Source organism: Rhizobium sp. N621 (genome assembly GCF_001664325.1).
GTDB lineage: Bacteria > Pseudomonadota > Alphaproteobacteria > Rhizobiales > Rhizobiaceae > Rhizobium > Rhizobium esperanzae.
Map to the genome: position 1 here is coordinate 2071732 of NZ_CP013495.1, position 23658 is coordinate 2095389.

The 23658-nt window shown below is 55.8% G+C and carries 22 protein-coding genes; 10 read left to right on the forward strand and 12 right to left on the reverse strand.

Features of this window, described 5'->3' with window-relative positions; genetic code table 11:
* Window positions 1-40 precede the first annotated feature (40 nt).
* On the reverse strand, window positions 41-280 hold the full coding sequence (locus AMK00_RS32960) for a hypothetical protein (RefSeq protein ID WP_237352971.1): 240 nt from the start codon (window positions 278-280) through the stop codon (window positions 41-43).
* Window positions 281-717: 437 nt separating this feature from the next.
* Between AMK00_RS32960 and AMK00_RS30680 the strand changes: the two genes are divergently transcribed.
* From AMK00_RS30680 to AMK00_RS10115, 3 genes are read left to right on the forward strand one after another with little or no spacing between them, the layout of a single operon-like run.
* On the forward strand, window positions 718-1473 hold the full coding sequence (locus AMK00_RS30680; RefSeq protein WP_082930878.1) for an ImuA family protein: 756 nt from the start codon (window positions 718-720) through the stop codon (window positions 1471-1473).
* Window positions 1394-2908, forward strand: coding sequence for a Y-family DNA polymerase (locus AMK00_RS10110; protein ID WP_064810288.1), 1515 nt, complete (start codon window positions 1394-1396; stop codon window positions 2906-2908). Before AMK00_RS30680 ends, AMK00_RS10110 begins: the two co-directional genes overlap by 80 nt.
* Entirely contained in the window at window positions 2905-6168 is a 3264-nt protein-coding gene (locus AMK00_RS10115) for an error-prone DNA polymerase (protein WP_064810289.1), read from the forward strand. Before AMK00_RS10110 ends, AMK00_RS10115 begins: the two co-directional genes overlap by 4 nt.
* 176 nt (window positions 6169-6344) lie before the next feature.
* Here the strand turns inward: AMK00_RS10115 and AMK00_RS31880 are convergent, their stop codons facing one another.
* Entirely contained in the window at window positions 6345-6887 is a 543-nt protein-coding gene (locus AMK00_RS31880; RefSeq protein ID WP_145924200.1) for a hypothetical protein, read from the reverse strand.
* Window positions 6888-7498: 611 nt separating this feature from the next.
* Window positions 7499-7678: a DUF3606 domain-containing protein gene (locus tag AMK00_RS10125; RefSeq protein ID WP_064810291.1), complete on the reverse strand. Its 180-nt coding sequence runs from the start codon at window positions 7676-7678 to the stop codon at window positions 7499-7501.
* Window positions 7679-7888: 210 nt separating this feature from the next.
* On the opposite strand from AMK00_RS10125, the gene ligD reads away from it, so the two are divergent.
* Together ligD and AMK00_RS10135 are read left to right on the forward strand one after the other, a co-directional pair.
* Window positions 7889-8950, forward strand: a complete 1062-nt coding sequence (gene ligD, locus AMK00_RS10130; protein ID WP_064810292.1) for a non-homologous end-joining DNA ligase — start codon at window positions 7889-7891, stop codon at window positions 8948-8950.
* Between the two features lie 118 nt (window positions 8951-9068).
* A complete protein-coding gene (locus tag AMK00_RS10135; RefSeq protein WP_064810293.1) occupies window positions 9069-9827 on the forward strand; it encodes an SOS response-associated peptidase in 759 nt (252 codons plus the stop codon).
* Window positions 9828-9898: 71 nt separating this feature from the next.
* On the opposite strand, the gene AMK00_RS10140 is transcribed toward AMK00_RS10135, so the two are convergent.
* Both AMK00_RS10140 and AMK00_RS10145 read right to left on the reverse strand, forming a co-directional pair.
* On the reverse strand, window positions 9899-10804 hold the full coding sequence (locus tag AMK00_RS10140; protein WP_064810294.1) for a hypothetical protein: 906 nt from the start codon (window positions 10802-10804) through the stop codon (window positions 9899-9901).
* Between the two features lie 352 nt (window positions 10805-11156).
* Window positions 11157-11462, reverse strand: a complete 306-nt coding sequence (locus AMK00_RS10145) for a DUF982 domain-containing protein (protein WP_064810295.1) — start codon at window positions 11460-11462, stop codon at window positions 11157-11159.
* A 937-nt stretch (window positions 11463-12399) separates the two neighbouring features.
* Here AMK00_RS10145 and AMK00_RS10155 point away from each other — a divergent pair.
* Complete coding sequence (locus AMK00_RS10155; RefSeq protein ID WP_082930875.1) at window positions 12400-13239, forward strand: thermonuclease family protein; 840 nt, start codon at window positions 12400-12402, stop codon at window positions 13237-13239.
* A 31-nt stretch (window positions 13240-13270) separates the two neighbouring features.
* On the opposite strand, the gene AMK00_RS10160 is transcribed toward AMK00_RS10155, so the two are convergent.
* The 7 genes from AMK00_RS10160 to AMK00_RS10185 all read right to left on the reverse strand — a co-directional run bounded on the left by AMK00_RS10160 (window position 13271) and on the right by AMK00_RS10185 (window position 18372).
* Complete coding sequence (locus AMK00_RS10160) at window positions 13271-14143, reverse strand: ornithine carbamoyltransferase (protein WP_064810297.1); 873 nt, start codon at window positions 14141-14143, stop codon at window positions 13271-13273.
* Window positions 14144-14493: 350 nt separating this feature from the next.
* Window positions 14494-14841, reverse strand: a complete 348-nt coding sequence (locus AMK00_RS10165; protein ID WP_064810298.1) for a hypothetical protein — start codon at window positions 14839-14841, stop codon at window positions 14494-14496.
* A 170-nt stretch (window positions 14842-15011) separates the two neighbouring features.
* Entirely contained in the window at window positions 15012-15269 is a 258-nt protein-coding gene (locus AMK00_RS32965; RefSeq protein WP_064810299.1) for a CrpP-related protein, read from the reverse strand.
* Between the two features lie 69 nt (window positions 15270-15338).
* Entirely contained in the window at window positions 15339-15689 is a 351-nt protein-coding gene (locus tag AMK00_RS33680) for an HNH endonuclease (RefSeq protein ID WP_145924201.1), read from the reverse strand.
* Between the two features lie 563 nt (window positions 15690-16252).
* Window positions 16253-16795 (reverse strand): hypothetical protein, encoded by a 543-nt coding sequence (locus AMK00_RS31890; protein ID WP_145924202.1) that lies wholly within the window; start codon window positions 16793-16795, stop codon window positions 16253-16255.
* Entirely contained in the window at window positions 16792-17199 is a 408-nt protein-coding gene (locus AMK00_RS10180; RefSeq protein ID WP_064810301.1) for a hypothetical protein, read from the reverse strand. The genes AMK00_RS31890 and AMK00_RS10180 overlap by 4 nt, the downstream gene beginning before the upstream one ends.
* Window positions 17200-17265: 66 nt before the next feature.
* A complete protein-coding gene (locus AMK00_RS10185) occupies window positions 17266-18372 on the reverse strand; it encodes a hypothetical protein (RefSeq protein ID WP_064810302.1) in 1107 nt (368 codons plus the stop codon).
* 347 nt (window positions 18373-18719) lie between these two features.
* On the opposite strand from AMK00_RS10185, the gene AMK00_RS10190 reads away from it, so the two are divergent.
* From AMK00_RS10190 to AMK00_RS30685, 4 genes are all read left to right on the forward strand, one after another.
* Window positions 18720-19967, forward strand: coding sequence for a DUF4297 family anti-phage-associated protein (locus AMK00_RS10190; RefSeq protein WP_064810303.1), 1248 nt, complete (start codon window positions 18720-18722; stop codon window positions 19965-19967).
* 9 nt (window positions 19968-19976) lie between these two features.
* Window positions 19977-21713 (forward strand): anti-phage-associated helicase HerA, encoded by a 1737-nt coding sequence (gene herA / locus AMK00_RS10195; protein ID WP_064810304.1) that lies wholly within the window; start codon window positions 19977-19979, stop codon window positions 21711-21713.
* An 11-nt stretch (window positions 21714-21724) separates the two neighbouring features.
* Window positions 21725-22549 carry a hypothetical protein gene (locus tag AMK00_RS10200; protein ID WP_064810305.1) on the forward strand — a complete coding sequence of 275 codons (825 nt, stop codon included), beginning with the start codon at window positions 21725-21727 and terminating at the stop codon, window positions 22547-22549.
* Window positions 22550-22883: 334 nt separating this feature from the next.
* Window positions 22884-23516, forward strand: a complete 633-nt coding sequence (locus AMK00_RS30685; RefSeq protein WP_082930876.1) for a hypothetical protein — start codon at window positions 22884-22886, stop codon at window positions 23514-23516.
* The last annotated feature ends 142 nt before the right edge of the window (window positions 23517-23658 follow it).

Genomic DNA, 23658 nt, shown 5'->3' on the forward strand with positions numbered 1-23658 from the left:
ACGCTAAATTCCAGACCCAAATTCCGGAGCTGATTGGTCATCACTCAAGAACCGACAACAACTGTTCCATTTGGGCGGGCCGCTGATTATTGATCGTCGGCAGTGAGCTGAGCATCTCCTGCTCGTATTCAAGCGCGGCAATCCGGTCGAACAGGACCTGTTCGTAGTTTGACAAGATGCTGCCACGGTGTGCGAACGGCTGCTGTGGAGGCGGTTCACCGCAATCATTCATCGTGACTGTGATTGTTCCCACGTAGGCGAGGTCGATATAGCCTTGCACAGTCTCAAGCTCGCGTTTGGCAAACTCGATCTGCGAGCCGATAGCTGCATCTTGGAATCCTCAGCTGTCGATCCAAACAGTGTGCCGTCCAAACGTTCCAGGCGTTTTTTCTCGAATGAGACCACATGCTCTGTCATGCGATATTCTCCCTAAATGTCAGCTGTCTTGCAATGGACAGTAATTGCGAGTCTCCATAGACATGGAGGCGGTCTTTTCATCATAGGTATATTTTCTCATCGATGACATTTTTCGAGCCTGTGGACGGCTCCTTGTTACACGATTGAATCCGTTCACAGTTCGGCCTCGGCGGCATGTAGTCAGGTTGCAGTTCACTGATCACTCGCCCATTCATGCGCATTGACTCATATGACGATAAGGAACAAACAGGGAACATACTCGCTTTCGGGTGAGATGAAAACATGATTTTGAGGCTCCGAATGGCGCAGAAAGCCGCGAACGCGATCATTTCCGATCTTCGAGACCGTATTCAGCATCTCGAAGGGGCGATTGCGCGACCGAAAGCCGTCCTGCCATTTGGGGTGGCCGAGATCGACGAACACCTTCCAGGCGGCGGTCTGACCTATGGAGCAGTGCACGAGTTTGCCGGAGGTGGAGCAGGGGCGGTTGATGGGGCCGCAGCGGCGCTCTTTGTTGCCGGTGTCGCGGCGCGAACCAAAGGCAAGGTCGTTTGGTGCCTGGCCCGTCCCGACCTCTTTGCCCCGGCATTGGCTCAGGTCGGCCTTCACCCTGATCGCGTTGTCTATATTGAAGCGATCCGCGAGGAATATGTTCTCGAAGCCTTCGAGGAAGCCTTGCGGTTCGGCGGGCTAGCAGCCGTCGTTGCCGAACTCGTGCGTTTGCCAATGGTCGCATCGCGTCGTCTGCAGCTCGCATCCGAAAGCTCAGGGACAATCGGGTTGATCATTCGACGGTGGCGACGGCAGACCGAGGCCGGTGATTTCGGACACCCTACAGCGGCGGCAACACGATGGCGAATTTCCGTCCTGCCGTCGGAGCCGCTGCCGGTGCCTGGTATCGGTCGAGCGCGATGGCTGGCCGAGCTGATCAGGGTGAAGGCAGGTGAAAGTGCAGATTTTGAAATAGGTGCGTGCGATGCCCAGGGTCGTATCAGTCTTCTTTCCGACGCTGGCGACGGATCGGGTCAGACGTGGCGATCCGTTCATACCGGCTGAGGTTCCGCTCGTCGTAGTCGCCAGGAGCGGTTCGAAACGATGGCTGTCGGCCGTCGACTTGAACGCAGCAAAACTCGGGCTGCACGTTGGCATGGCAGCTGCAAAGGCGCAGGCACTCGTTCAGGGCCTTCACATGGTCGACGCCGATCCTGCCGCCGATCTGGCAGCGCTGGAACGTCTGACGATCTGGGCGTTGTCGCAATTCTCTCCGGTTGTGGCAATCGATCCACCGGATGGTATCGTCATGGACACCGAGGGGGCCGATCATCTTCAGGGCGGCGAAGAGCTGATGCTGTCCGGTCTCGTGAACCGGTTTCGCGCCCTAGGTTTGATGGCCCGCGCTGTCGTCGCCGACACCTGGGGAGCTGCATACGGATTGGCACGAGCCATGACGGCCGAGACTAAGGTAGTCCCGACAGGGAAAACGGCTGACGCGGTTGCACGACTTCCTCTTTCATCGCTGCGGATCAGTTCCGAGACGGTGATCAGCCTGCGAACGCTTGGCTTCCAAACTGTTGGCGAGCTGGCTGCCACACCGCGTGCGCCATTGGCCCTTCGCTTTGGTCCCGAAATCGGTCGTCGTGTTGACCAGATGTTCGGCCGGGTCGCCGAGCCCATCGATCCGATCCGATCTCCAGACGTCATCGAAGTTCATCGTGCTTTCGCCGAGCCAATCGGAGCAGCAGAAACCATCGGCAAATACATCGGGCGGCTCGTGCAGAAGCTCTGCCTTGAACTGCAGGCAAAAGGGCTGGGTGTCCGGCGCACCGATCTGATCGTCCACCGCACCGACAACACGATCCAGGCACTTAGGGCGGGTACCGCCAAGCCGGTGCGCGATGTCGGGTGGTTGACGAAGCTGTTGCGCGACCGCATCGAACGGATCGATCCCGGCTTCGGCATCGAGAAGCTCAGTCTCGCGGCCACGATGGTCGAACCACTGGATGACAAGCAAATCGCATCCAGTCTGGTCGAGGAAACCACGGTTGACTTAGGGGCCTTCGTTGATGTCCTGGGCAACCGTGGAACCTATCGCATCTATCGCTTTGCTCCTGTCGCGAGCGATGTTCCGGAGCGATCAGTCCAACGCATATCAGCCGTCGAAGCTGAGGTTGGACAAACCTGGCCAACGGTCTGGCCCCGCCCTGTGCGGTTAATGGATCGACCCGAACTCATCGAAGTCATGGCTCTTCTTCCCGACCACCCGCCGGTCTGGTTTAGCTGGCGCGGTAAACGGCGGGGCGTCAAACGGGCTGACGGCCCCGAGCGCATCTTCGGCGAATGGTGGCAACGAACTTCCGAGTGGGCGGCTGTCCGGGACTATTTCACCGTCGAGGATGAGAGCGGCGAGCGCTACTGGATTTACCGCTCCGGCGACGGCGTCGATCTCGATACCGGCTCCCATCGTTGGTTCATTCACGGAATCTTCGCATGAGATACGCGGAACTCCAGGTGACAACCCATTTAAGCTTCTTGCGCGGCGCATCCTCGGCGGAAGAGCTGTTTGCGACTGCAAAGGAACTTGGCATCGAGGCTCTCGGGATTGTCGATCGCAATTCGCTCGCCGGTATCGTGCGGGCACTGGAAGCATCTCGTGCGACAGGTCTGCGGCTGGTCGTCGGCTGTCGCCTCGATCTGCAGGATGGCATGTCGATCCTGGTCTATCCAACGGACCGGGCGGCCTACTCACGGCTGACCCGGTTGCTGACGCTCGGAAAAGGCAGAGGCGGCAAAGCCAACTGCATTCTGACGCTCGATGACGTCGTTCTCTATGCGGAGGGGCTGATCGGTATCCTCGTGCCCGATCTGCCGGATGAGACCTGCGCGATCCAGCTTCGAAAGATGGCCGAAATCTTCGGTGACCGGGCCTATGTTTCGCTTTGCCTGCGCCGACGGCCAAACGACCAGATGAGGCTGCATGAAATTTCCAATATGGCAGTCCTGCATCGTGTAAAGACAGTGGTCACCAATGACGTTTTGTTCCATGAGCCCGGCCGCCGCCAGCTGCAGGACGTCGTGACATGCATAAGAACGCGCACGACCATTGACGATGTTGGCTTCGAACGCGAGCGGCATGCGGATCGGTTTTTGAAGCCGCCGGAGGAGATGGAACGGCTTTTCTCCCAATATCCCGAAGCGCTGGGCCGGACGATGGAAATCGTCGAGCGCTGTGGCTTCAGCATGGAAGAGTTGACCTACCAGTACCCGGAGGAGGCCATTGTTCCAGGCAGGACGGCCCAGCAGTCGCTTGAGCAGTTTGTCTGGGAGTGCGTGCCAAACCGTTATCCAGAAGGGCTGCCAACTCATGTTGCGAAGACCATTCGGCATGAACTCGCCCTGATCGAGACGATGCGCTATGCCCCCTACTTTTTGACAGTCTTTTCCATCGTTCGATATGCCCGATCCCAGGGCATCCTTTGCCAGGGGCGCGGTTCGGCTGCGAACTCGGCCGTCTGTTTTGTCCTCGGCATCACCTCCATCGATCCCGACACCAACGACCTCCTGTTCGAGCGCTTTGTCAGCCAGGAACGCGACGAGCCGCCCGACATCGATGTCGACTTCGAGCACGAGCGGCGGGAGGAGGTCATCCAATGGATTTACAACACCTATGGGCATCACAAGGCAGCGCTTTGTGCGACGGTCACGCGCTATCGCACAAAGGGTGCGATCCGTGATGTCGGCAAGGCGCTCGGTCTGCCGGAGGACCTAATCAAAGCATTGTCATCTGGGGTATGGGCGTGGACCGAGCAGGTCGGGGAGAAGCAGGTCAGGGAACTCAACCTCAATCCTAAGGACCGGCGTCTTGCCCTGACGCTTAGACTTGCCCAGCAACTGATGGGAGCCCCTCGCCATCTCGGGCAGCATCCTGGAGGCTTTGTCCTGACCCATGATCGTCTGGATGAATTGGTCCCTATCGAACCGGCGTCGATGGTGGATCGTCAGGTCATCGAGTGGGACAAGGACGATGTCGAGGCGCTGAAATTTATGAAGGTCGATGTCTTAGCCTTGGGTATGCTGACCTGCATGGCAAAGAGCTTTGCCTTCCTCGCCCAGGAAAAGGAAATCAATCTCGATCTTGCGACCATCCCGCAGGAGGACCCGGCCACCTATGCGATGATCCGCAAGGCCGACACGCTCGGTACCTTTCAGATCGAAAGCAGGGCGCAGATGTCGATGCTGCCGCGCATGAAGCCGCAGACCTTCTACGATTTGGTGATCCAGGTGGCCATCGTTCGCCCAGGCCCCATCCAGGGTGACATGGTTCATCCTTATCTCCGCCGTCGGGAGGGCAAGGAGAAAGTCGAATACCCGACGCCCGAATTGGAAGCGGTTCTCCACAAGACACTCGGCGTGCCGCTGTTTCAGGAATCGGCGATGAAGGTGGCGATGGTCTGCGCGGGGTTCACCGGCGGCGAAGCCGATCAGCTGCGTCGGGCAATGGCGACCTTCAAGTTCACCGGCGGCGTCAGCAAGTTTGAGGACAAGCTGGTCTCCGGCATGATCCGCAACGGGTATTCACCGGAATTCGCCAAACGGACCTTTGGGCAGCTGGAAGGCTTCGGCTCCTATGGTTTTCCCGAGAGCCACGCCGCTAGTTTTGCGCTGATCGCTTATGCCAGCAGCTACATCAAATGCCATTTCCCGGATGTCTTCTGTGCGGCGCTTCTGAACTCACAGCCGATGGGCTTTTACGCACCGGCCCAAATCGTGCGGGATGGCCGGGAGCACGGCGTCGACGTTCGGCCGGTTTGCGTCAACCAATCGCGATGGGACTGCACGCTCGAAGCTATCGACGGCTCAGACCGTCACGCCGTCCGGCTCGGTATGCGAATGGTTCGCGGCTTGGCCACGGCAGATGCTGCCCGGATCGTTGCCGCCGGGGCCGATCAGCCCTTCGACAGCGTCGACGACATCTGGCGACGGTCCGGTGTGCCTGCAGCCTCACTGGTGGAGCTTGCCGAAGCAGATGCCTTTCTGCCATCGCTCGGGCTCGAACGGCGTGACGCGCTCTGGGCGATCAAGGCTTTACGGGACGAGCCTCTGCCACTCTTTGCAGCGGCGGCCGAACGCGAGGCGAGAACGATTGCCGAGCAGCAGGAGCCGACGGTCGAGCTGCGGCAGATGACGCAGGGACACAACGTCGTCCTCGATTACGGGCACACCGGTCTGACGCTGCGGGAGCATCCCGTCAGCTTCCTTCGTCGGGAGCTTGCTGAACGGCGCACCGTCACCTGCGCGGAAGCGATGTCGGCCCGCGATGGCCGGTGGCTGATGGCAGCGGGTTTAGTTTTGGTCCGACAGCGGCCCGGCTCGGCAAAGGGCGTAATCTTCATGACCATCGAAGACGAGACCGGCGTCGCCAACGTGGTCATCTGGCCGAAGCTGTTTGAGCGATCAAGGCGCATTGCGCTCGGTGCCTCCATGATGGCGATCAACGGCCGTATCCAGCGAGAAGGCGATGTCGTGCATCTCGTCGCGCAGCAGCTGTTTGATCTGTCGGGAAGCCTATCAGGGCTGGCGGATCGCGATCTGGATTTCAGGCTGCCTACGGGAAGGGGTGCTGAGTTCGGCCGTGGGACGCCAGCCAGGCCGGATTCCCGAGAGCCAGCCTGGCAAGGAATGAAGTCTCGGGACATCTTCATTCCAGACCTTCATATCGATCAGCTGAAGGTCAAAAGTCGGAATTTTCATTAGAAGGAACGTCGACACGACGTCTATCGCGTGGTTGAGCACCTTGAATGGTAGCTTTGCGCCAATTGCGGTCATCAGCAACGATAAATACCTGTCTCCAGGAGGCAGGAAACAATGGTGTTCATAAGAATTCCATGCGGGGTTTCGCGTATGGATGCCGTGCGTCAGGCTCTGCGGCTTCAGGTCAGGCTCAAGTCATGCGCGTACACCCCGAGACGCGTTCCCCAGCCGCGTACGAAGACGCCGATGCCCGGTGACAGGCGTGATCTGATATCATCTGGGACGTTGCACACTCGGCCGACAAGAAAAGGCGTGTCCTCCAACATCACTGCAGAGTAGCAGTTCTTTCCCAAGCGATCGGCTAGTCCATGTACCGTGAACGGAAGCGCAACTACATCGCCTGCGATCACTGGGAGCAGCAACGGCCAAATGAACAGGATACTGCCTCCCATAAAATAACCCAAAAACGGGCCGACTATGACACCGAGGACGCGCTTCAGTTTGCTCATTCCAGCGCCTTTCCAAATAATCCAGACATAAAGCGCGGCGGATAGGGAGCCCACAATGACACGCAGAGGATTTGTCCATGCCAACCACTCAGCAGACGGAATGAAATTGGAACCGATCACCACAGCCGACGAAACAAAGCCAAGCAAAAACCAGGAGCAAACAAAAATCGCTATGAATACCCGCGATTTTTTGAGCTTAGTCGAACCTTTCATGAATGCCTCGTGAAATAATCTTCTTTTTTGGGAGCGCAGACAGTTTATCTCTTATAGCCTTCTGGTTGTTGTCAACAGTCTGGGTTTTATGCCCAGCGCTGCCATGACGACTGCCTCCCAGTATCAGCGGGCTTCGAGAGAAGACCGGCGTTTCTCTTGCCCTCTCAGCATTAATTTCAGATAGCCTTGTCTTTGTTCGCTTAGCGCCGAAATCCGCCTTCCAGTGCTTTGAAAATATGCCGAGCTTGCCACGGGGCCTTACCGGAAATCGCGGGGCTTAGGGAACGGGCTCGGCATAGTCTCCCGCTCGGGATCAATTCCGGACCTTCATATCGATCAGCTCAGGGTGAAGAGCCGGAACTTTCAGTGAGAGAAAGGGCGGGGTCGGATGATCTTCGGGCAATTGCGGTCGCCCCTAAATTTTAATGGAGCATCTGGTCTTCCTAGCCGCCGGAACCGCTGCGGTGGCACATCGACATCGCCGAGAGAACTTGGGAAGACGCGAGGGCAGTTCTCCACTGATAACAATTCAGGCTGGCTTTGCCACCCCGTCTGCGCAAAGGGACAATCTGAATATTTCAACGTAGCCATGGTGCGGAAAACGAGACGCTTCAGTGCTTGCGATCCAGTTTCGCCTCAACCTTTTTGCGGCTGGTTCCAACTTCTTTGACGGCATCCTTGACCTCGCGCCTGGAAACACCCTCCTTCTTCGCCTCATATTTCACCTCGTGATCCTGCCCGCCTGCGACGCGAGCGCGATCCTGGGCACGGCCCTTGTTGGTCTGCGACATAGGGAAACCTCCTGTTTCGATGTCTACATAACCCCCGCAGATTCACGAAGTTCCGAGGCCCAGTGTCGAGCCATGCCTCTAGTACAGGCATGCTCTTCATTTTGCGGGCGTGATACATCTTTACCGATGGCTCTATCCTGCGGTTGCTTTACTTGGGCAGATACCGTGGCGATTGGTTGCTTTCTAAGGATTTCGTGCTGCGATGTCAGTATGCCGAAAGCGCCGCGCCCACCTCGTCCTAAGCCGCTGCTCCGCGATGAAAGCGCCGCACTACAAAGTCGGCGGATCAAAAAGCGGGACAGAGCGCAACCTGCATTGCCCTTTGATCCCATGCCCAGACGGGTGGAACCTGCGCTGGCGCTCCTTAAGCAAAAGCCGCCTCCCGGCGATCAATGGCAATGGGAAATAAAATGGGACGGATACCGCCTGGCCGTCCACGTCGAATCTTCCGGCGTGCGGATTATCACGCGCGGCGGCTATGATTGGGCAGACCGATTTCCCGGTATCGCGGCGGCCGCGCGAGTGCTCGGTCCCGCAACTATGATCTTGGACGGCGAGGGGGTCGTTCTCGACGAGCAAGGGCGGTCGGACTTCAACGCACTGCAGAACGCGCTCGGCGCGGTTGGCCGCCGTTCTGGTAACCTGACGGCCGGGAATGCCATCTTTATGGCATTCGATCTCTTGTATCTCGACGGCCGCGATCTGCGGAAGTTGGAATATCGAGAACGAAGGCATTTGCTTGAAGAGACACTAGACGGTTTCGATGGCGCAATCCGGCTGTCTGAGGAAATCGATGCTAATCCGGCCGCCCTCCTCGATCATGCCTGCAGGCTCGGACTTGAGGGTATCGTTGGCAAGCGGCGCGATAGCCGCTATCGGCCCGGGAAAACCGGCGACTGGGTCAAGCTCAAGTGCGTCCAGTCGGAACCGTTCCTGATCGTCGGCTATGAACCGTCGACGTCCGCTCCCGGCGGCTTCGCGTCATTGCTCCTGGCGGCGTATCACGGCGACGAATTGCGCTACGTTGGTAGCGTAGGGACCGGATTCAAGGAGCGAGCGGTGCTCGATCTGCGGGCCACCATGGACAGGCTACCGTGGCGGCGGAAAGCGCCGCCAGTTACCTATAACGGGAAACGGCGGGCTGTCTGGGTGCAGCCTACGTTGATTGCCGAAGTCGAGTTTCGGCAATGGACGCCAGACAACAAGCTGCGGCACGCCTCTTATAAGGGCTTGCGGGAGCGCCAGGACAACGCGGACGTTTTCCGGCTGTAATGACATTACGCTACCAACAAGAAAACCGGCCGCAAAATCACACGGGCTCCTGCCTACCAATTTGACCTCCGAGCGGAAACGCATAGGCTGTCCGCAATCGCGAAACGGAGGCCGCCGGATGTGCAATCTCTACCGCATGGAGGACAAGGACTGGGTCAGCAAATGGGCTCAGGACGCCGAGAGCCTGATCAACCTGATGCCCGCCTATCAGATGAACCCCGACCAGATGGGGCCAATCGTCCGCAACACCGCCGACGGCCGCAAGCAGCTTGTGCACGCCCGGTGGGGATTGCCATCGCCGTTCTTCGCGATCAAGCAGGCAGCTGAAGCCCGGGCCGAGAAATTGCGGCAGAAGGGCAAGCCGGTCAATATGGACATGCTCATCCGGATGGAACCGGACAAGGGCACCACCAACATTCGAAATCTCAATCTCCCACATTGGAAAAAATGGTTCGGCGTCCAGAGCCGTTGCCTTGTGCCGGTGACAAGCTTCGCGGAGCCGGACCCCGCCAGCAAGGAAGAGGGTGGCAGCACTCCGAACGCGTGGTTTGCGCGTGACGAGAGCAGGCCCCTGATGTTCTTTGCGGGCATTCACGTCCCGCAATGGCAAAGCGTTCGGAAGGTGAAAGACGGCCTGACAACAGACGATCTCTATGCCTTCTTGACGACCGATCCCAACGATGTCGTCAAGCCAATCCATCAAAAGGCAATGCCTGTCCTGCTGTTGACGAAGGAAGAGACGGACGTTTGGATGCGTGCACCATGGGAGGAAGCCAAGGCGCTGGCCCGGCCGCTGGCGAACGACCAGATCATGGTGACGTCGCGGGAGCCCTATGGTTCGACCATTGTCTCCTCGTCGGGAGAGCCGGTGTCGTAGGCAAACGAGCTTTGATGCCATGCAGAGCCATCGAAGTTTCGATTCAGCAGTAAGAGCGCGGATTGGCGGCACTATCTATCGGTTGGCCTGAACCAGACGTTATTCGCCGCTGGTCCCTCTGGATTGCAAGTCACGAAGAAGACCGGATCACCCGGGCTTCCGTGTGTCGGTGACAGAGCAAGCGATGCGGTGTCGATCTTGTCGCAACCGGGCGTCTCACGGACGATCTTATTAACAGCGGCGACGAGTTGGGTCTTGTAGGGACCTGTATCAGATTCCCAATAGAAGTCCGCCTCCGTGAAAACCCGCTTCCCGTCGGAGCTGTTTTCGACACTCCGCAAAATGCTTGCGGGCACCCACCCCATGTTGTCGGTCAGCCAAGACGGTTCGGTTATTTTGACTTCGCGCCAGTCGCCCGAACAACCGACCACCCTCACCATCGTCGACGCGTCGATGTTCTGATACTGCGGCCTTTTAAGCACCTCGGTTGCCGTGGCGTTCAGAAACTTTTCAGCATCGTCCCTGGGCTCCTTGCGCAGCTCATAGCGGTAATTTGCTGAAAAAACAGTGCCCATGCTGCAACGCTTGTCCTCAGCTTCCTTTTGCGCTTCGGCGAGTTTTTGCTGCCGGTCCGCTTCCGCGAGAAGGCGAGCCCTTTCGGCTGCCTCCTTTTCCTCGGCGTCCCTCTTCGCCTTGGCATCGGCGGCAATTTTGGCAGCTTTTGCGTCGGCTATCGCCTTGATAGCGGCCGGAAGTTCAGCGCGTGATGACAGGCCGTAGTCCTGATAGATGTTCAGGTAGCAGTACGTCGCACCGCCGGTCGCGATGAGAATAGCAACGAAAGCCGCGCGTACTGGGAGGCTTGTTTTTTGTATCCCTGACTTCTTTGCCTGCCTGTTACCTATGTATTCGGCCACCAACCAGACAATCGAAGCAGCAACAATGAGAGTTCCGACATAAAACCAATTTTGATACATGAATTTCCCCACCTAATCGATGGAGATGTAAATTATTACGATACCGGGTTCAATACAGCGGCAAGTTGGTCGAGATCAACCGCACTGGCTCGACCCGGTTGCCAATGTAGCTGAGGCGGACCGCATCGAAGACCCGCTGCGTGGTCTTTCGCCGGAAGCTCGTCTTGCTTTTGGTTAGATGGATTTGGGCTGACAAAGCAACAACTGCAAGCGAGGCTCTTGTAATCAGCTGCACCTCGCCGAGGGGCCCGAGGGCAGGCAGTCCGACCCATACTAAGGGAACAGCGAGGTCTTCTGACTCAGTGTCTGTCCATGGCAACGAGGCGAGTGGCTGTTCGACAGAGGTCTTACCTCATGCTCCGGAGGACACGCTCCGTCGCCGCTCCGGCACGGCCTGCTGGACGACGATCAGAGCTGTGATACCCGCCTCATCAGCCGCACGCAAAAGCGCCTCCCGGAATTGCTCCGGGGCAATTTTCCCGGTAATTGCGTCGACGCAGGCTTTGACGGCAGCGACATATTCCTCCCCGTCGTCGGAAGGCCAGTCTTTGAGCAGGAGATGCGCGGCATCGCCCAGCGTCCGAACGATCTTGCGCGTTGCCGGGCCGCGCAAAGCAAGCGCGACCGGCGTGAATGCCGATGACGTATTCCAGCACATGTCCCCAACCCATCAAGGCACTGATACTGTAATCCCCACTGCAATATACGCGCGTATTCTAAAATTTAGAATTGAAAAATATATGAGCGACACTGCTTCAACGCGATCCAAATGACCCGCTGCGACCTTGTGGGGCGATTAGGCGTCGACACAAAGGTCAGCGAGCGCTCAAGTGGCGCGAATTGCGGTTTTAACTGCCCGATGGCTACCCTTGAACCGCTATTGCTGACCGCGTAGTTTGAGGTCTCCCCGACAGAACACTGCGGACGGCCGTGTTACCTTGCCTCTGGTGCTAAATGGCGTAGACGGGGTGTTCGCACGCGGACTCGCGATCGGAGAAAATAGCGTCCAGAGGACCGTCCAATGTAATCGACGTTCCGTCCCCACGTCCTCAGCGCCGATTTCGGAGGAATGGAGGACGGGGCAGGAACGCTGGCAATGAAATCGGCGCAGGGCGAAGCCCGGTCCGGGCTGCTCGGAAAGGAGAGGGCGCTCGACGACCTAGGGCCGGAGCGCCCCAAGCTTCGTCGACCGTTGTTGCGATGGCCGACAGCAGCATCGCCGAGATGACGAGATTCTTATAGTATTGCAACCCGGCTTGGCAGTTTTTCGCCAGCATAGATCATCTACGAAACACACGTTTTCGTAATCGCGCGTTTACCAGCTTTGATGCTGAACCTGGGCGCATCTTGGAATTTGTGGTTGTTTTGTTTAGATTTCAAAAACTAACAAGGGTTGCGCTCGGTGCTCTTCATTTCGATTGGACTTCTCGTCGCCCACGTTGCCCTTGCCGCAGCGCTATTCGCTTTTGGCGGCCAGTATCCATGGATGCTTGCTCTTTTGCTCAGCTGGTATGGCATCGTCATGCTGGGCTTCATCGCAGCCGTTTGGGCCCACTATAAGAGATCGACCCGGCGCGCGGAACCGTCTCACTAAAATGCGGGACACCTCGAACTCGAAGCCAGGTGCCGGGGTCGTCGTTCTGTTCGAGACGGAACACCTCAAAAGCAGCATTCGATCTGCGCTCGCACAGCCGACCCTGACGCCTTGGCAGCGGAACTTCCTGTCGGACGTGCTTGCCAGGTTGGAGAGGTATGGCAGCAAGACGCGCTTGAGCGACAAACAGCTTTCCAAACTACAACAAATTCTCGGCAGTGAAGGTGCTGGTAGTCGAGGAGCGGCGCAGAACCAGCGAACGACCCTAAACAGACGGCGGCGCTTCCAACGTTACGCACGGGCCTTCCTGTCACGAGAGGCTGCATGGTGGCGCAGGAGAATTATCCGCGACATGATGATCGTGGCTGTCATTGCGTTGGGTGGCCTCCTCTATGGATTATTTGAGATGGGCAACACCGCATTCCAAGGGGCTGCCCAACCGTCACCCATTGCGTCGGTCCCGGCCAACCAATCATTCACGATCACAGATGGCGATACGGTCCACGTCTCGGGAGAGGGGGCTGGGACACGCCTTGTTGGCTTCAACACGCCGGAGAAGTTCTCGCCCCAATGCGAATACGAACGCCAACTGGGTGAACGGGCATCAGCACGGCTTCGAGAACTGGTCGCCCATGGCAGTGCGCGGCTCACCAAAGTGGCGTGCGCATGCCCGCCAGGCACCGAAGGCACGAAGAAGTGCAATCATGGCCGCTACTGCGGAACCTTGCTGGTTAATGGGAAGGACGTCGGGAGCATTCTAATCGGCGAGGGCCTTGCCGTGCCGTTCATTTGCGGAGAGACCAGTTGCCCGCCGACGCCTCGGCCGTGGTGCAAGGCATAGCCCAGTCCTATGACATAGGCAGGAGAAAAGCTCAGGAGATCGCCCATTCCATCAAGGCATTCTGGGCATGCAGCAGGAATGCCTTCCCGGAGCGGCTACGACATGTGGGGTGAGACATCGCGTCGGCGGTCACTTCCTGCCCTCTCGCCACTGGTGGACAAGGCAGGAAGATCGTGTTTTGCCGCCCTTGGTCGAGGAGCGATGCCGACACCCGATAAGCGGCTAATTCGCCTTCTTCTGCGTCACCGGGCCATGAGTCCGTGACAATCACGTCAGCATCGAAGACGTGGCGGATGTCGAAACTGGTTTCGAAATTTGGGTTTAATAGGTTCGGGTCAGTGACGTGCCAGCGCTCGGGATAGACTTGGACAACGTGGATCGGCAGGGTCTTGGATGCCTCGACCCACGACCGGAAGATATTTGCATCTGGCGCGATCCCGACAACCTTCATGCCATCCACCGCACCCCTGACGCTGTTGATATAGGCAAGATCGCCAAGTGTCTCGCAGGGATGATTGGATTTCGTCCGAGCATTGATGATGGGCGCGTCGGCGACAGAGGCAAGCTCTCGCAGGGTGGCAATCTCCTTCGTCCGGATGACAAGTAGGTCGAACCAGTTGTCGAGATAGCCTGCAAGATCGGTTGTGCTTTCGCGAATATTGAAGCTGATCGGCGGCTCCGCAGATATGCCGCCCATAGCCTTCACACCCAGATCAAAAGCTGTCGTATTCCGCCAGCCGGTGTCATCGACGATGATGCCGATCCGCTTGCCAGACAGTGATTGGGGCATGGTGCGACTGTTCCAACGCTTCGCGAGTTGAGCAGAGCGGTCGATGAGCTGAATGATCGTATCCGGCGGGAGCGAATGGAATTCGAGGAAGTCCTTATTTGGATTTGAATTCATAACTTCTCCCGAGACGACGTACGGCATTTCAAGGGTGGGGGTCACGTTCAGGGATACGTGAGGGAAATTTCGTGCCTCTGCAACATGGCCACATAGCTGCGGATGATCTCTCGGCGGAGATACCCCAAAGGGTTACAAGGAACACGAATGCGGCAAAAAAACTTGGCATCAATAGTCCTCAAGAACGTCGCTCATTGAGACCGGCACGCCGAACCCATCGATCCGCTGGCCTGCCCTCACACTCACCGCTGTCGTCAACGGCCACAAGCACGGCCCGGTTGAGAGCTTTTAAATGGACACTTAGTCTGTCGAAGGCCGAGTTGGCGTGGCGAAACGATTGGGTGCGCGGTTTACAAGGCACCCCTGAAGGCTACAGATTTGGCAACTGTGCGCTCCGCTCGATGGCCATACACCCCGACTACCATTAGCGATGTGACGATGGCCGTGGTTATCGTCGATGTGATGATGCCCCGCCTGACCTTCTCAGGCGTTCGAGACATGACAAAAAAAGCCATCCCCACCACTAAACCAAATATGGTTTGAACCAGAATCCCGCCGATTAACTGGCCAAGAAAAAACCACACATCAATATGGGGATCAGTGACCATTGAATCATCGCCCCAATGCCACCGCATCGTTTCAACGATGAGAAAGGCGGCTGTACCGAACACGAACGAAACGCTGACGACCTTAAGCACTACACCCTCCGCGCGAGAGATGTACAATAGCCGCAACTTACTCAAAATGTATAAAGACAGACGATAAATTGCTCACTGTCGTGTGGCATACATTGAGGCCCGGCCGCCCTAGAATCTCGCCCCGCCTATATCGCGGCCAGGGGGCGGCTAGTGGACCACGGACAATGGCGTCAAGTATCAGGTGGCCGTCGTTTGGATAACGAGATCAACTCCTTGAAGTGAGTTCCAATTCTACCTTCGCGGCTAGCGTCCTCCGCTTCCCAACCAAACTTCCACGCGTCGTGACGCGCAAGCCAATCCCCGAGAGCGCCGGTATCGCCGGTTGGCATCCTATTGTCCGCGAGGTAAGGGTTCTCGTAAGCCTTTAACCCCAGCACACGAGCCCTTGCGCCCGCTTCCTGCAAATCGATCAGCTCTTCAATTGTCATACGCGCCCCCACGATGTCGGCGACGTTAACATTGCGAACCACGCATGCAAGAGAATGCTAATAGATGGGTTAATTTGGGACAGTTTGCGGGGAGAGCACGTATGATCCCGGTTCCAAAAAGGGCGACGACGTGTCATCGCGAAACGCGTCAGACTGCTGATGCGTTAACGGGACAGGATGCCATCGACCTTTTTCGATCCTGGATCGAACAAAGCTGGCATAAGAAGCAGCATCTTTCGGCCGCTTCTTCCGATGGCGGCTTCCGTTGCAAAATTGGCAGGCCGCGACGATGTTCTCTTCGGTGTCGCCCCCTCCGTCACACTGAGCCACCAAATGCTCTGCGGTGCACCGAAAGAACCAGACGGCCCGGTCGGATACGCGAAAGCGTTCCCTGAAGGTATTCGGCTCGGTCTCCCACATGGGAACCTTACAGTAATAGCATTGCCAAGCCTGCTGCTCGGCGGCCTTTCGTCTGAGATTTCGTATTCGCCTGCTCGAACACACGAGTCCACGTCCTTTGCTTCATTGCTGAAGCGGACGTGCAGCGACTTAAGAGCCGCCCCTCAGTTGGGAGGTAATCCTCGCACAAGACGACGCCGATTGGCGTGCACTCCGCAGTCTCTGAACGGTACGAGCGCTTCTATTGCGCAACGCTGGCGGGCTTTGACCAGCCCCAAGCAAGCAAATCGACTTGCCTCCGTCCGATCTAAAGGTAAACGGGCCAGTCAGATTGTCAACGGGAACCGTTCCACAGTAACCGGTGTTCCGCTCCACGTTGGAGTGCTAATCTTGGATTGGCTTTCCATGGATGAGCAAAGGGAGATTCTCCATGAAAGCTGCATTGCAGGTTCTCACACCACCAGAAAGTGGACGTGAGATCACAAGCGCTGGCCCGATGAGGTCCGCGCTGTTCGTCGACCCCGGCGAGGTCTCGTCGTATCGCGTATTGCAGCGAATGATCTAGCGACAAGAAGACAGCTCCCTCAGCACCAAGGCCAAAAAAACGAGCGCTCTCTCGCTGTCTTGACATCCGCCTTCGCTGACACACCGAGTGCCTGAAAATCACGGAGCGATTGCTGGATGCGACCACCGGCTTGTCCATCTGGCTCGACGCCGATCTTCACTAAGAAGTCTCGAAAACTCGGCTGATTTTCTTGGAAGGACGACAGAGCGAGTTTATCGAACTCCTCGACCTCGGAACTAGCAGCAGATACCAGAGCGGCCGGGTTTCCTCCGAGCTGCATGAACACAGTACGGCTGAAAGATGTTGCCTCTTCTCCCCATTTGGGGTCCTTCTCATACCCGCGAGGACCGATTTCTAATCGCCATGAATGGATAAAACCCACGTCGACACTAATCTGGTCAATGGCCGTCGATGGGCTTAAACGCTCTGCGAGAGCCCCGACGTTGATTGGCTGGGGAGAGGCTGCTTGTGCAGATGCAGTTGTCGTCCAAACTTTGCCCAGCGATGAAGCCGCTAGGGCAGTTAAGACGAATCGACGATTCCAACCGGTGATCTTTGTCATAGCAATCTCACGTTCCTTATCAAAACCGCGAAGAGCACGGCCGTGCCAACAGCGAAGAGGACTATCTGTCCAATGGCGAAATATGAAATGTGCTCCAATCCGGCCGCTTGCAGATATGTTGCAGCAGAGGACCCGCCCCATTCTATTTTATGCAAAGCGGGAACCGAGGAAACCAACGCACTTTTCGTTGCTATACCAGCCAAAACCGAAAAAAGATGAATTCCAACGCCCGCCACAAGACCCCACTTCCAGCAGAGGTTTACTCTGTTGGAGTTGCTAGTATTGTGGAACAGAATTTGGACGATAAGTGCGAACGCTCCGGCAGAGATGCCCAACGATAGTGTCGTGAGCAGCTGCTGATAACCTTCGATATTGGCGATCAAATCCGAGGCAACTTCGGCCACGTTCGTCCCTTTGCAGAAAATTCTTTTGTCCTAATATTGTGCATTGGTCTCCGGTCGAACGAACGTTTAGGGACCGCCGGTCCAGACGGTGAATATCGGGAAGTGATCGGAGCCAAATGTGTCAGGTGCCACCTTCGGCGCGGCGAACGAGGAAGCCTGGGCGACCGGGACGGTCATGTGGTCAATCGCTTTGTCCGCGAATTCCGCGTCCTTGAAAGTCCGGCCAAGGTCTTTCGTCAGCATCGACCATTTCTGGCTGCCCACGAGCGGCACCGTCATAATAGCGAACGTGTCGTCGAAACCGTCGCCTGTGCAAGCGCTCGCAGGGAAGGGAGCCTTCGCGCAGGAACAGGCAGCCAAAGAGCAGTCGTCGAAGGACTGACCGAATTTGCCGAGCTCGAAGGACGTATTCCAGTCGCCCGCAATCAGAACCGTCCGGCCGCCAGCTACGGCATCGTCTGCGACGGTTTTGGTCGCTGCGATCACCCGTTCGCGTTTGAAGGCATTGTCCTTGTCCGCCTTTGCCTTCAAATCCGACCCGTTGTCCAGTACCGATTGTAGGGCAGGGACCGGAGGCAGGCCGAGCTTCTTCAAAGCCTTGATTGCATCGTCTGCAGCAAAGCAGGCGTCGTTAGAGTTCGATTTCAGATGAACCGGAAAAACGGTCAGGCCGTTTGCGAGATCGACGCGCAGGGTTCCCCGGTCGGTCGCGGCTAGGCCCATCATGTCGATGCCCTTTAGTGGCATTTCCTTCACCGGTATCGAGCTGTCGCCGTCTGGTTTGGCGTTGGTGAACACGGGGATGGTGTGTCCTTCCGGCTTTGGATCGAACTCGATTACGGACATAATCGGTATCTTGGACAGGACGCCGACCTCCAGGCTGGCGTGAATCTCATCACTCTGGACCTGTCCGTCGGACACGGTCGCGTAATAGGTCTGCCAGCCAATTGCATCGGCGATGGCCTTGATATCGGATCGACCGGTCAGTTCGATCAGCACGATTACGTCGGGCGATAAGATGTCGGCCATCTTCTTGTAGTCGGACGCCCGGGCAAGGACTTGCTCGTAGGGCGAGGCGGCGACGTTCCAAGAAACGATTTTCACGTCGGCCGCCAAAGAATGCGAGGCAAGCAGCGTACCGGACGCAAGTAAAAGCGAGCGAAAGCGGTTCATTTCGATAAACCCCCTCAAGTTTAGGAAATGTGAATGCGGTTATTCAATCGCTGATGGTGATACACTACGCGTTCTGAGGGAATTTGCAACGCCGATACCACTACGTCGAAAGGTGTTTTTTGGCCATTTCGCTTTTGGCAGCCGAGATCAGTTCTTTGAAATTAGCTGTAATCCTACCTTCCAGACTTGCGTCCTCCGCTTCCGAACCGAACTTCCATGCGTCGTGACGCGCAAGCTAATCTCCGAGAGCGCTCGTATCACCAGAAAGTGGATTTCCTCGGAAGATTCTCGCCTCAGCTGCGATCTAAAGTTTATGATGCCAATCAGGGATTGATTCGGGGCATTGGGTGACAGAGGTCGATAAGAAACGTGAAGCAACGGCTTCAATTAGGGGCTATTTTTATCAGCTTGATGCAGCTTTGTTGGATATCATCAGCGCTGATCTGGACGATGAGATTGTTATCGAAGGTATCGAGGACTTCGACCGATACACTGACGAAGGTGTCGTCTATAGCCAGGTAAAATATTATGCGGAGCAGACGCTCACTGATTCAGTGCTGCGCGAGCCCCTGCACAAGCTCTTTGTTCATTTTCATAAGCTGGACGAAGCAGATCGCGCTGGACGCAAATATCTGCTCTACGGCCACTTCGCAGACGTTAGGATCGATATCACCGAGCTTTCAGTGGAACGCTTCAAATCGTTGATGGAGTATCGAAAGGAGGTGAAGGACGCGGCGGGCGCGAAATCTTACGAGAAGAAATCTCTGCTCGACGACATGGCGGCGTCAGACGGGGTTATTGACGCCTTCTGCAAAGCATTCGAAATCAAACTCTCCACGGAATTTTCCGCTCATCGTGGCGCAGTCATCGATGCGGTTCGGAAAAACCAAAACATCTCTGCGCTGGAAGCGGAAGGATTTCATTATCCTAAGGCCTTTGACTTCATCGCTACGCTCGCGACGAAGAAAGATCATCGGGATCGCACGACGACGCGCCGAGCCCTACAAGAGCATCTCAAAGGTACACAAGCGGTCCATCATCGGTGGTTGCTGCGTGAAAAGGAAGTTAGCGAATACAGCAAGTTCATGCGCCGCCTCTATTTCGCTCCCGATAATAGCCTGGGTGTTGTGAGGGCGTTTATCATCGATGCTGGTCGGGCGGATGGTGCAACAATATGCGACCAACTTCGGGAGATCGCTCGAAAGTGGAGTTCGGCAAAGATCAGAAACATCCCGAATTCTGACCGGCACACACCCTTTATCCTTTTGAGAAACGCTCCGGACAAACTGATTTCAGAGGTCAAAAATGACCTATTCGACAGTGGAACCGAGTTTGTAGACGGCTTTCCCTATCGTGGATCACCATTCAGGAATGATCATATCAACACGGCTCAGACACGAGAACGCCAAATATCGTTGCGCTTCGCTGATGACGTTGAGCAATTGGCCGAGGCTCTCGGGGGAGTGGGAAAGAAGCTCTGTCATCTCTACGACTTCTTCGTCGAACGTCCATTGGACTTGGCCTTGCCTGGCGCGAAAAGCCGCTTGTTCTCGATTCCCATTGAAGACCTGTCAATTATCAAGAAAATCATTTGAGGAGGAAAAATGTCCGACGAAGTCGTCAATGCGGAAGTCGTTTCCGTCTATCCAAATAAGGTTCGCGTTGCGGTCGACGACTTGGTCAATTTCCAAGCGGCCGGTGAATCGCTGCGCGTCGGCTCTTTCCTGAAGGTTTCCGATAACGACAACGTCTCCTTGATCTGCATCATCGAAAGCTTTTCAATCGAGATGAAGGAAACGAAGACCGAGGGTGTCCCAGATTCCAAACGCGTCTACATGATTGATGCCTATCCGCTCGGCACCCTGAAGAACGGAAAGTTTAATCGTGGCGGCGACGAGCTTGCCATCCCGCCGAAAAAAGTCGTGCCCGCAACGAAAGAAGAGATCGCGGCGATCTACGCGGAGGCGTTTGAAAAGAAAGACCGGTTCCGATTTTCATCGCTTACAAGGCAACGGGATATTGATGTTCCGGTTCACGGGGATCGATTCTTCAACAAACACATCGCGGTGGTTGGGGCATCGGGATCGGGTAAATCGTCGAGCGTATCCACGGTTTTGCAGAAAGCAATCTCGGCGAAAAATGGCGAATATCAGGGTCTCAACAACTCCCATATCCTTATTTTCGACCTTCATTCCGAGTACGCGGCTGCCTTTCCGAAGGCAAACGTCATCACCGTCGACGACCTCATCTTGCCCTATTGGCTTCTGAACGAAGACGAAATGGAAGACATGTTCCTGGAATCTGGGGACAACAACAACTATAACCAAGAGGCCTTGCTGCGCTCGATCATCACGGTGGCAAAGCGGGTTGCCAATCCAACGGTGGCAAAGGTTAATTTCGACAGCCCGCTTCGATACAATATCGATCATCTGGCAAACGCGCTGCGAACACTGACGCGCGAAAAAATCGATAGCGACAATTCCTTGATCATAAAGCTCAAGGATGGCACTCAGAAAGAGTTTGTCGACACGGACGACCAACTCATTCATTACTGCACTGAGACCTACGAGTTTGCGATCAAGGCAACGGGCGTTAAAAAGGGGCCATACGCGGACGGAAGCATCGATAAATTCGAGAGACGCGTAAGATCGAAAGTCACCAACGCTCGCTTGGGATTCCTTTTCGGTGACAAGGCGAAAAACGCCAGCTTAGAGGATGTTCTTAGGCAGTTCACCGGCTACGCGGACAAGCTCGAAACTAATGTGACCATCATCGATCTCAGCGGCATCCCATTCGAATTGCTGAGCATCACCGTCTCACTGATCTCCCGACTGATGTTTGACTTCTGCTACTACGCTCGGCGGGCGGAGAATTCAACTGAGCAACCGTTTCTGATGGTTTATGAAGAAGCCCACAAATACGCGCCGAAGAGCGGCCTTGCTCGTTACAAGGCATCGTTGGCTGCAATCGAACGGATCGCGAAGGAAGGTCGCAAATACGGTATTAGCCTTTTGATATCGAGCCAGCGGCCGTCGGAAATCTCCGAGACCATTTTTTCTCAGTGCAGTAACTTCCTGGCAATGCGCCTCACCAATCCGGATGACCAAAGCTACGTCCGACGTCTGTTGCCAGACACCCTTGGCAACTTGACCGAGGGCATGCCTGCACTTGAGCAAGGAGAAGCCCTGCTGATTGGGGACGCCGTCATTATGCCGTGCGTCGTTTACGTTGAGAAGTGCGATCCGGAACCAGCATCCAGTGACGTAAGATATCTCACACTCTGGAAGGAGCAGTGGAAGGATATCGATTTCAAAAAGCGGGCTGAAAACTGGCGAGGTTGAGATATCACAGTATGAAGGTCGGCTATACAGAGTTCTCTTACGGGTACGCATTCACTGAAAACCTCATCCGATCTCTAAGCTCCGCACCAACGGGTGCACCCGTCTTCCCAAATCTGGTTCAAGAGGCAAAGATCGGCTACGATGTTAATATCAATCTTCCAGCGGCACCCCTCTTCTTTCAGTTCAAACTCCCAGAAAGGATGAAAAAAGCAACCGCGTTTGAGGTCTCGAATGGAGGCTGCCCAGGTTTAACGACGCCTTTTTTCCGGATCGCGTTGATGCGAGCCGATCTTTCCAGGCAACATTCGCATCTGATTGAGCTGGAGAAGAAATTTCCTGGCTGCGTTTTTTATGCTGCCCCTGTCCTGGCGGACATACATGCGTTCAATAAGTCTTATGGGCTCGGGCGGGTTTTCGAGGATTCGGTGTTCTTCTCACCACGCCAGATAGGGCCACTTCCAAACAACAAACAGCATACAATCGCGTACCGCAGCGACGTGGCCAACGCCTTTTTCTGTTCCGACCCTCAAGAGAAGCCAAAATGGTCCTTCGAGGAGATCAGCGCTAAGATAGACGCCTTGTTCAAGCAAAAGCAATTCAATGACGCGCCTGCCACTGCTCGCACTATTCGCGAAGAAGTGGTTAAGTTAGCTTCCGTCGAGTGGAGACGCCAATCAGCAGGGTTGGCCGACCGAATCCGCGTTCGTATCCGGGCAGCTACATCCACGGCTGCAATTGACGCGCAGCAAGAGGAAACGGTCACTGATCTATTAGTCGCCCGTGAAGTTGCGCGAGTTGATCTGGGAGTGGAATTGGTGCTCGCGCAACCCGGGTAGTCATTGAAATCGATCTGGGGCGAACAGTTATTTTCCTCTGCCATTGGTTCCAAGGAGAATATTCGTTTCTCTTCAGATAGTGCGGCTTCTCCAGGTAAATCTAATCGGCCTCAACGGCGCGGTGTGAAAGGAAAGAACGGCGACAGAAAAACGCTCGACTCACGATTGCAATACTAATACTCTTCTTGTGAGTTGGTGCGGGGTGGTTATGCAAATAAGGTTTTTTGTACTTCTTTTTCCCGTCGTAATTTCTGGGTGTGCTGATGTCCTTAGTTTGCAAGGGGCGAAAAGATATCAGAGCAGCGTCGAGTCAGCTTCTTATGATCAAATAAAGATGCAGCTTTCTAAAGCTATTGATGATCCGTATACCGTTCCTGCTTTTGCAAACATCTCGGGTGCAAGTCTGAAATATGATAGCTCCATAGGGGCTTCCCCAAAACGAACATTTGCGCCTGCTGGTGTCACAAGCGAGGTTGCGCTGAGCGTCGGAGATTTTTCCAGCTCATCAATGCTATCGGTAACGCCGGTTAATAGTGCTAAAGCTGTTCAGGTCATGCGTGATCTTTATGCGAACGCCGTTAATGGTGATCCAATGCGGCCTGAAGATTTAGCGGCTTTGACGATAAAACCGCCTCCGCATGGGTGGCTCTACCACAGCGGCAGTTCAACCCCACCAGTAGCGTGCCAAGCGTCAGGAATGCCGTGTGTGTCGTTAGGGCAATACGGAAAATATTGGCTGTTTTCGCGGGGAGGGAAGGCATATAGCGATTTCGCGCTTGCTGTGCTGCAGGCAATGACGCTAACGGAATCGCAGTCAGTAACGGCAACATTGCCATCCGGAAAAAAGGACGGAGGTAAAAAGCCAACGCCTGCTGGGTCGCGGCCGTCCAATGTTCAAAGACGAATCCAAAGCGATGGTCTCATAACACCGATGTATGTGCCGCCGGTTATCTTGCAGCAGCAATGACGCAGGAATCAAGAAGCTATCGATGGTGAGACGACATGTCTGAACACATTGAAGTGAAATGTGATCAATTTTGATTTGTGGGTTGTGTGGTACATCGAGCGCAATATTAAGAACATCACCGAGCTGCTATGCACATCACCCA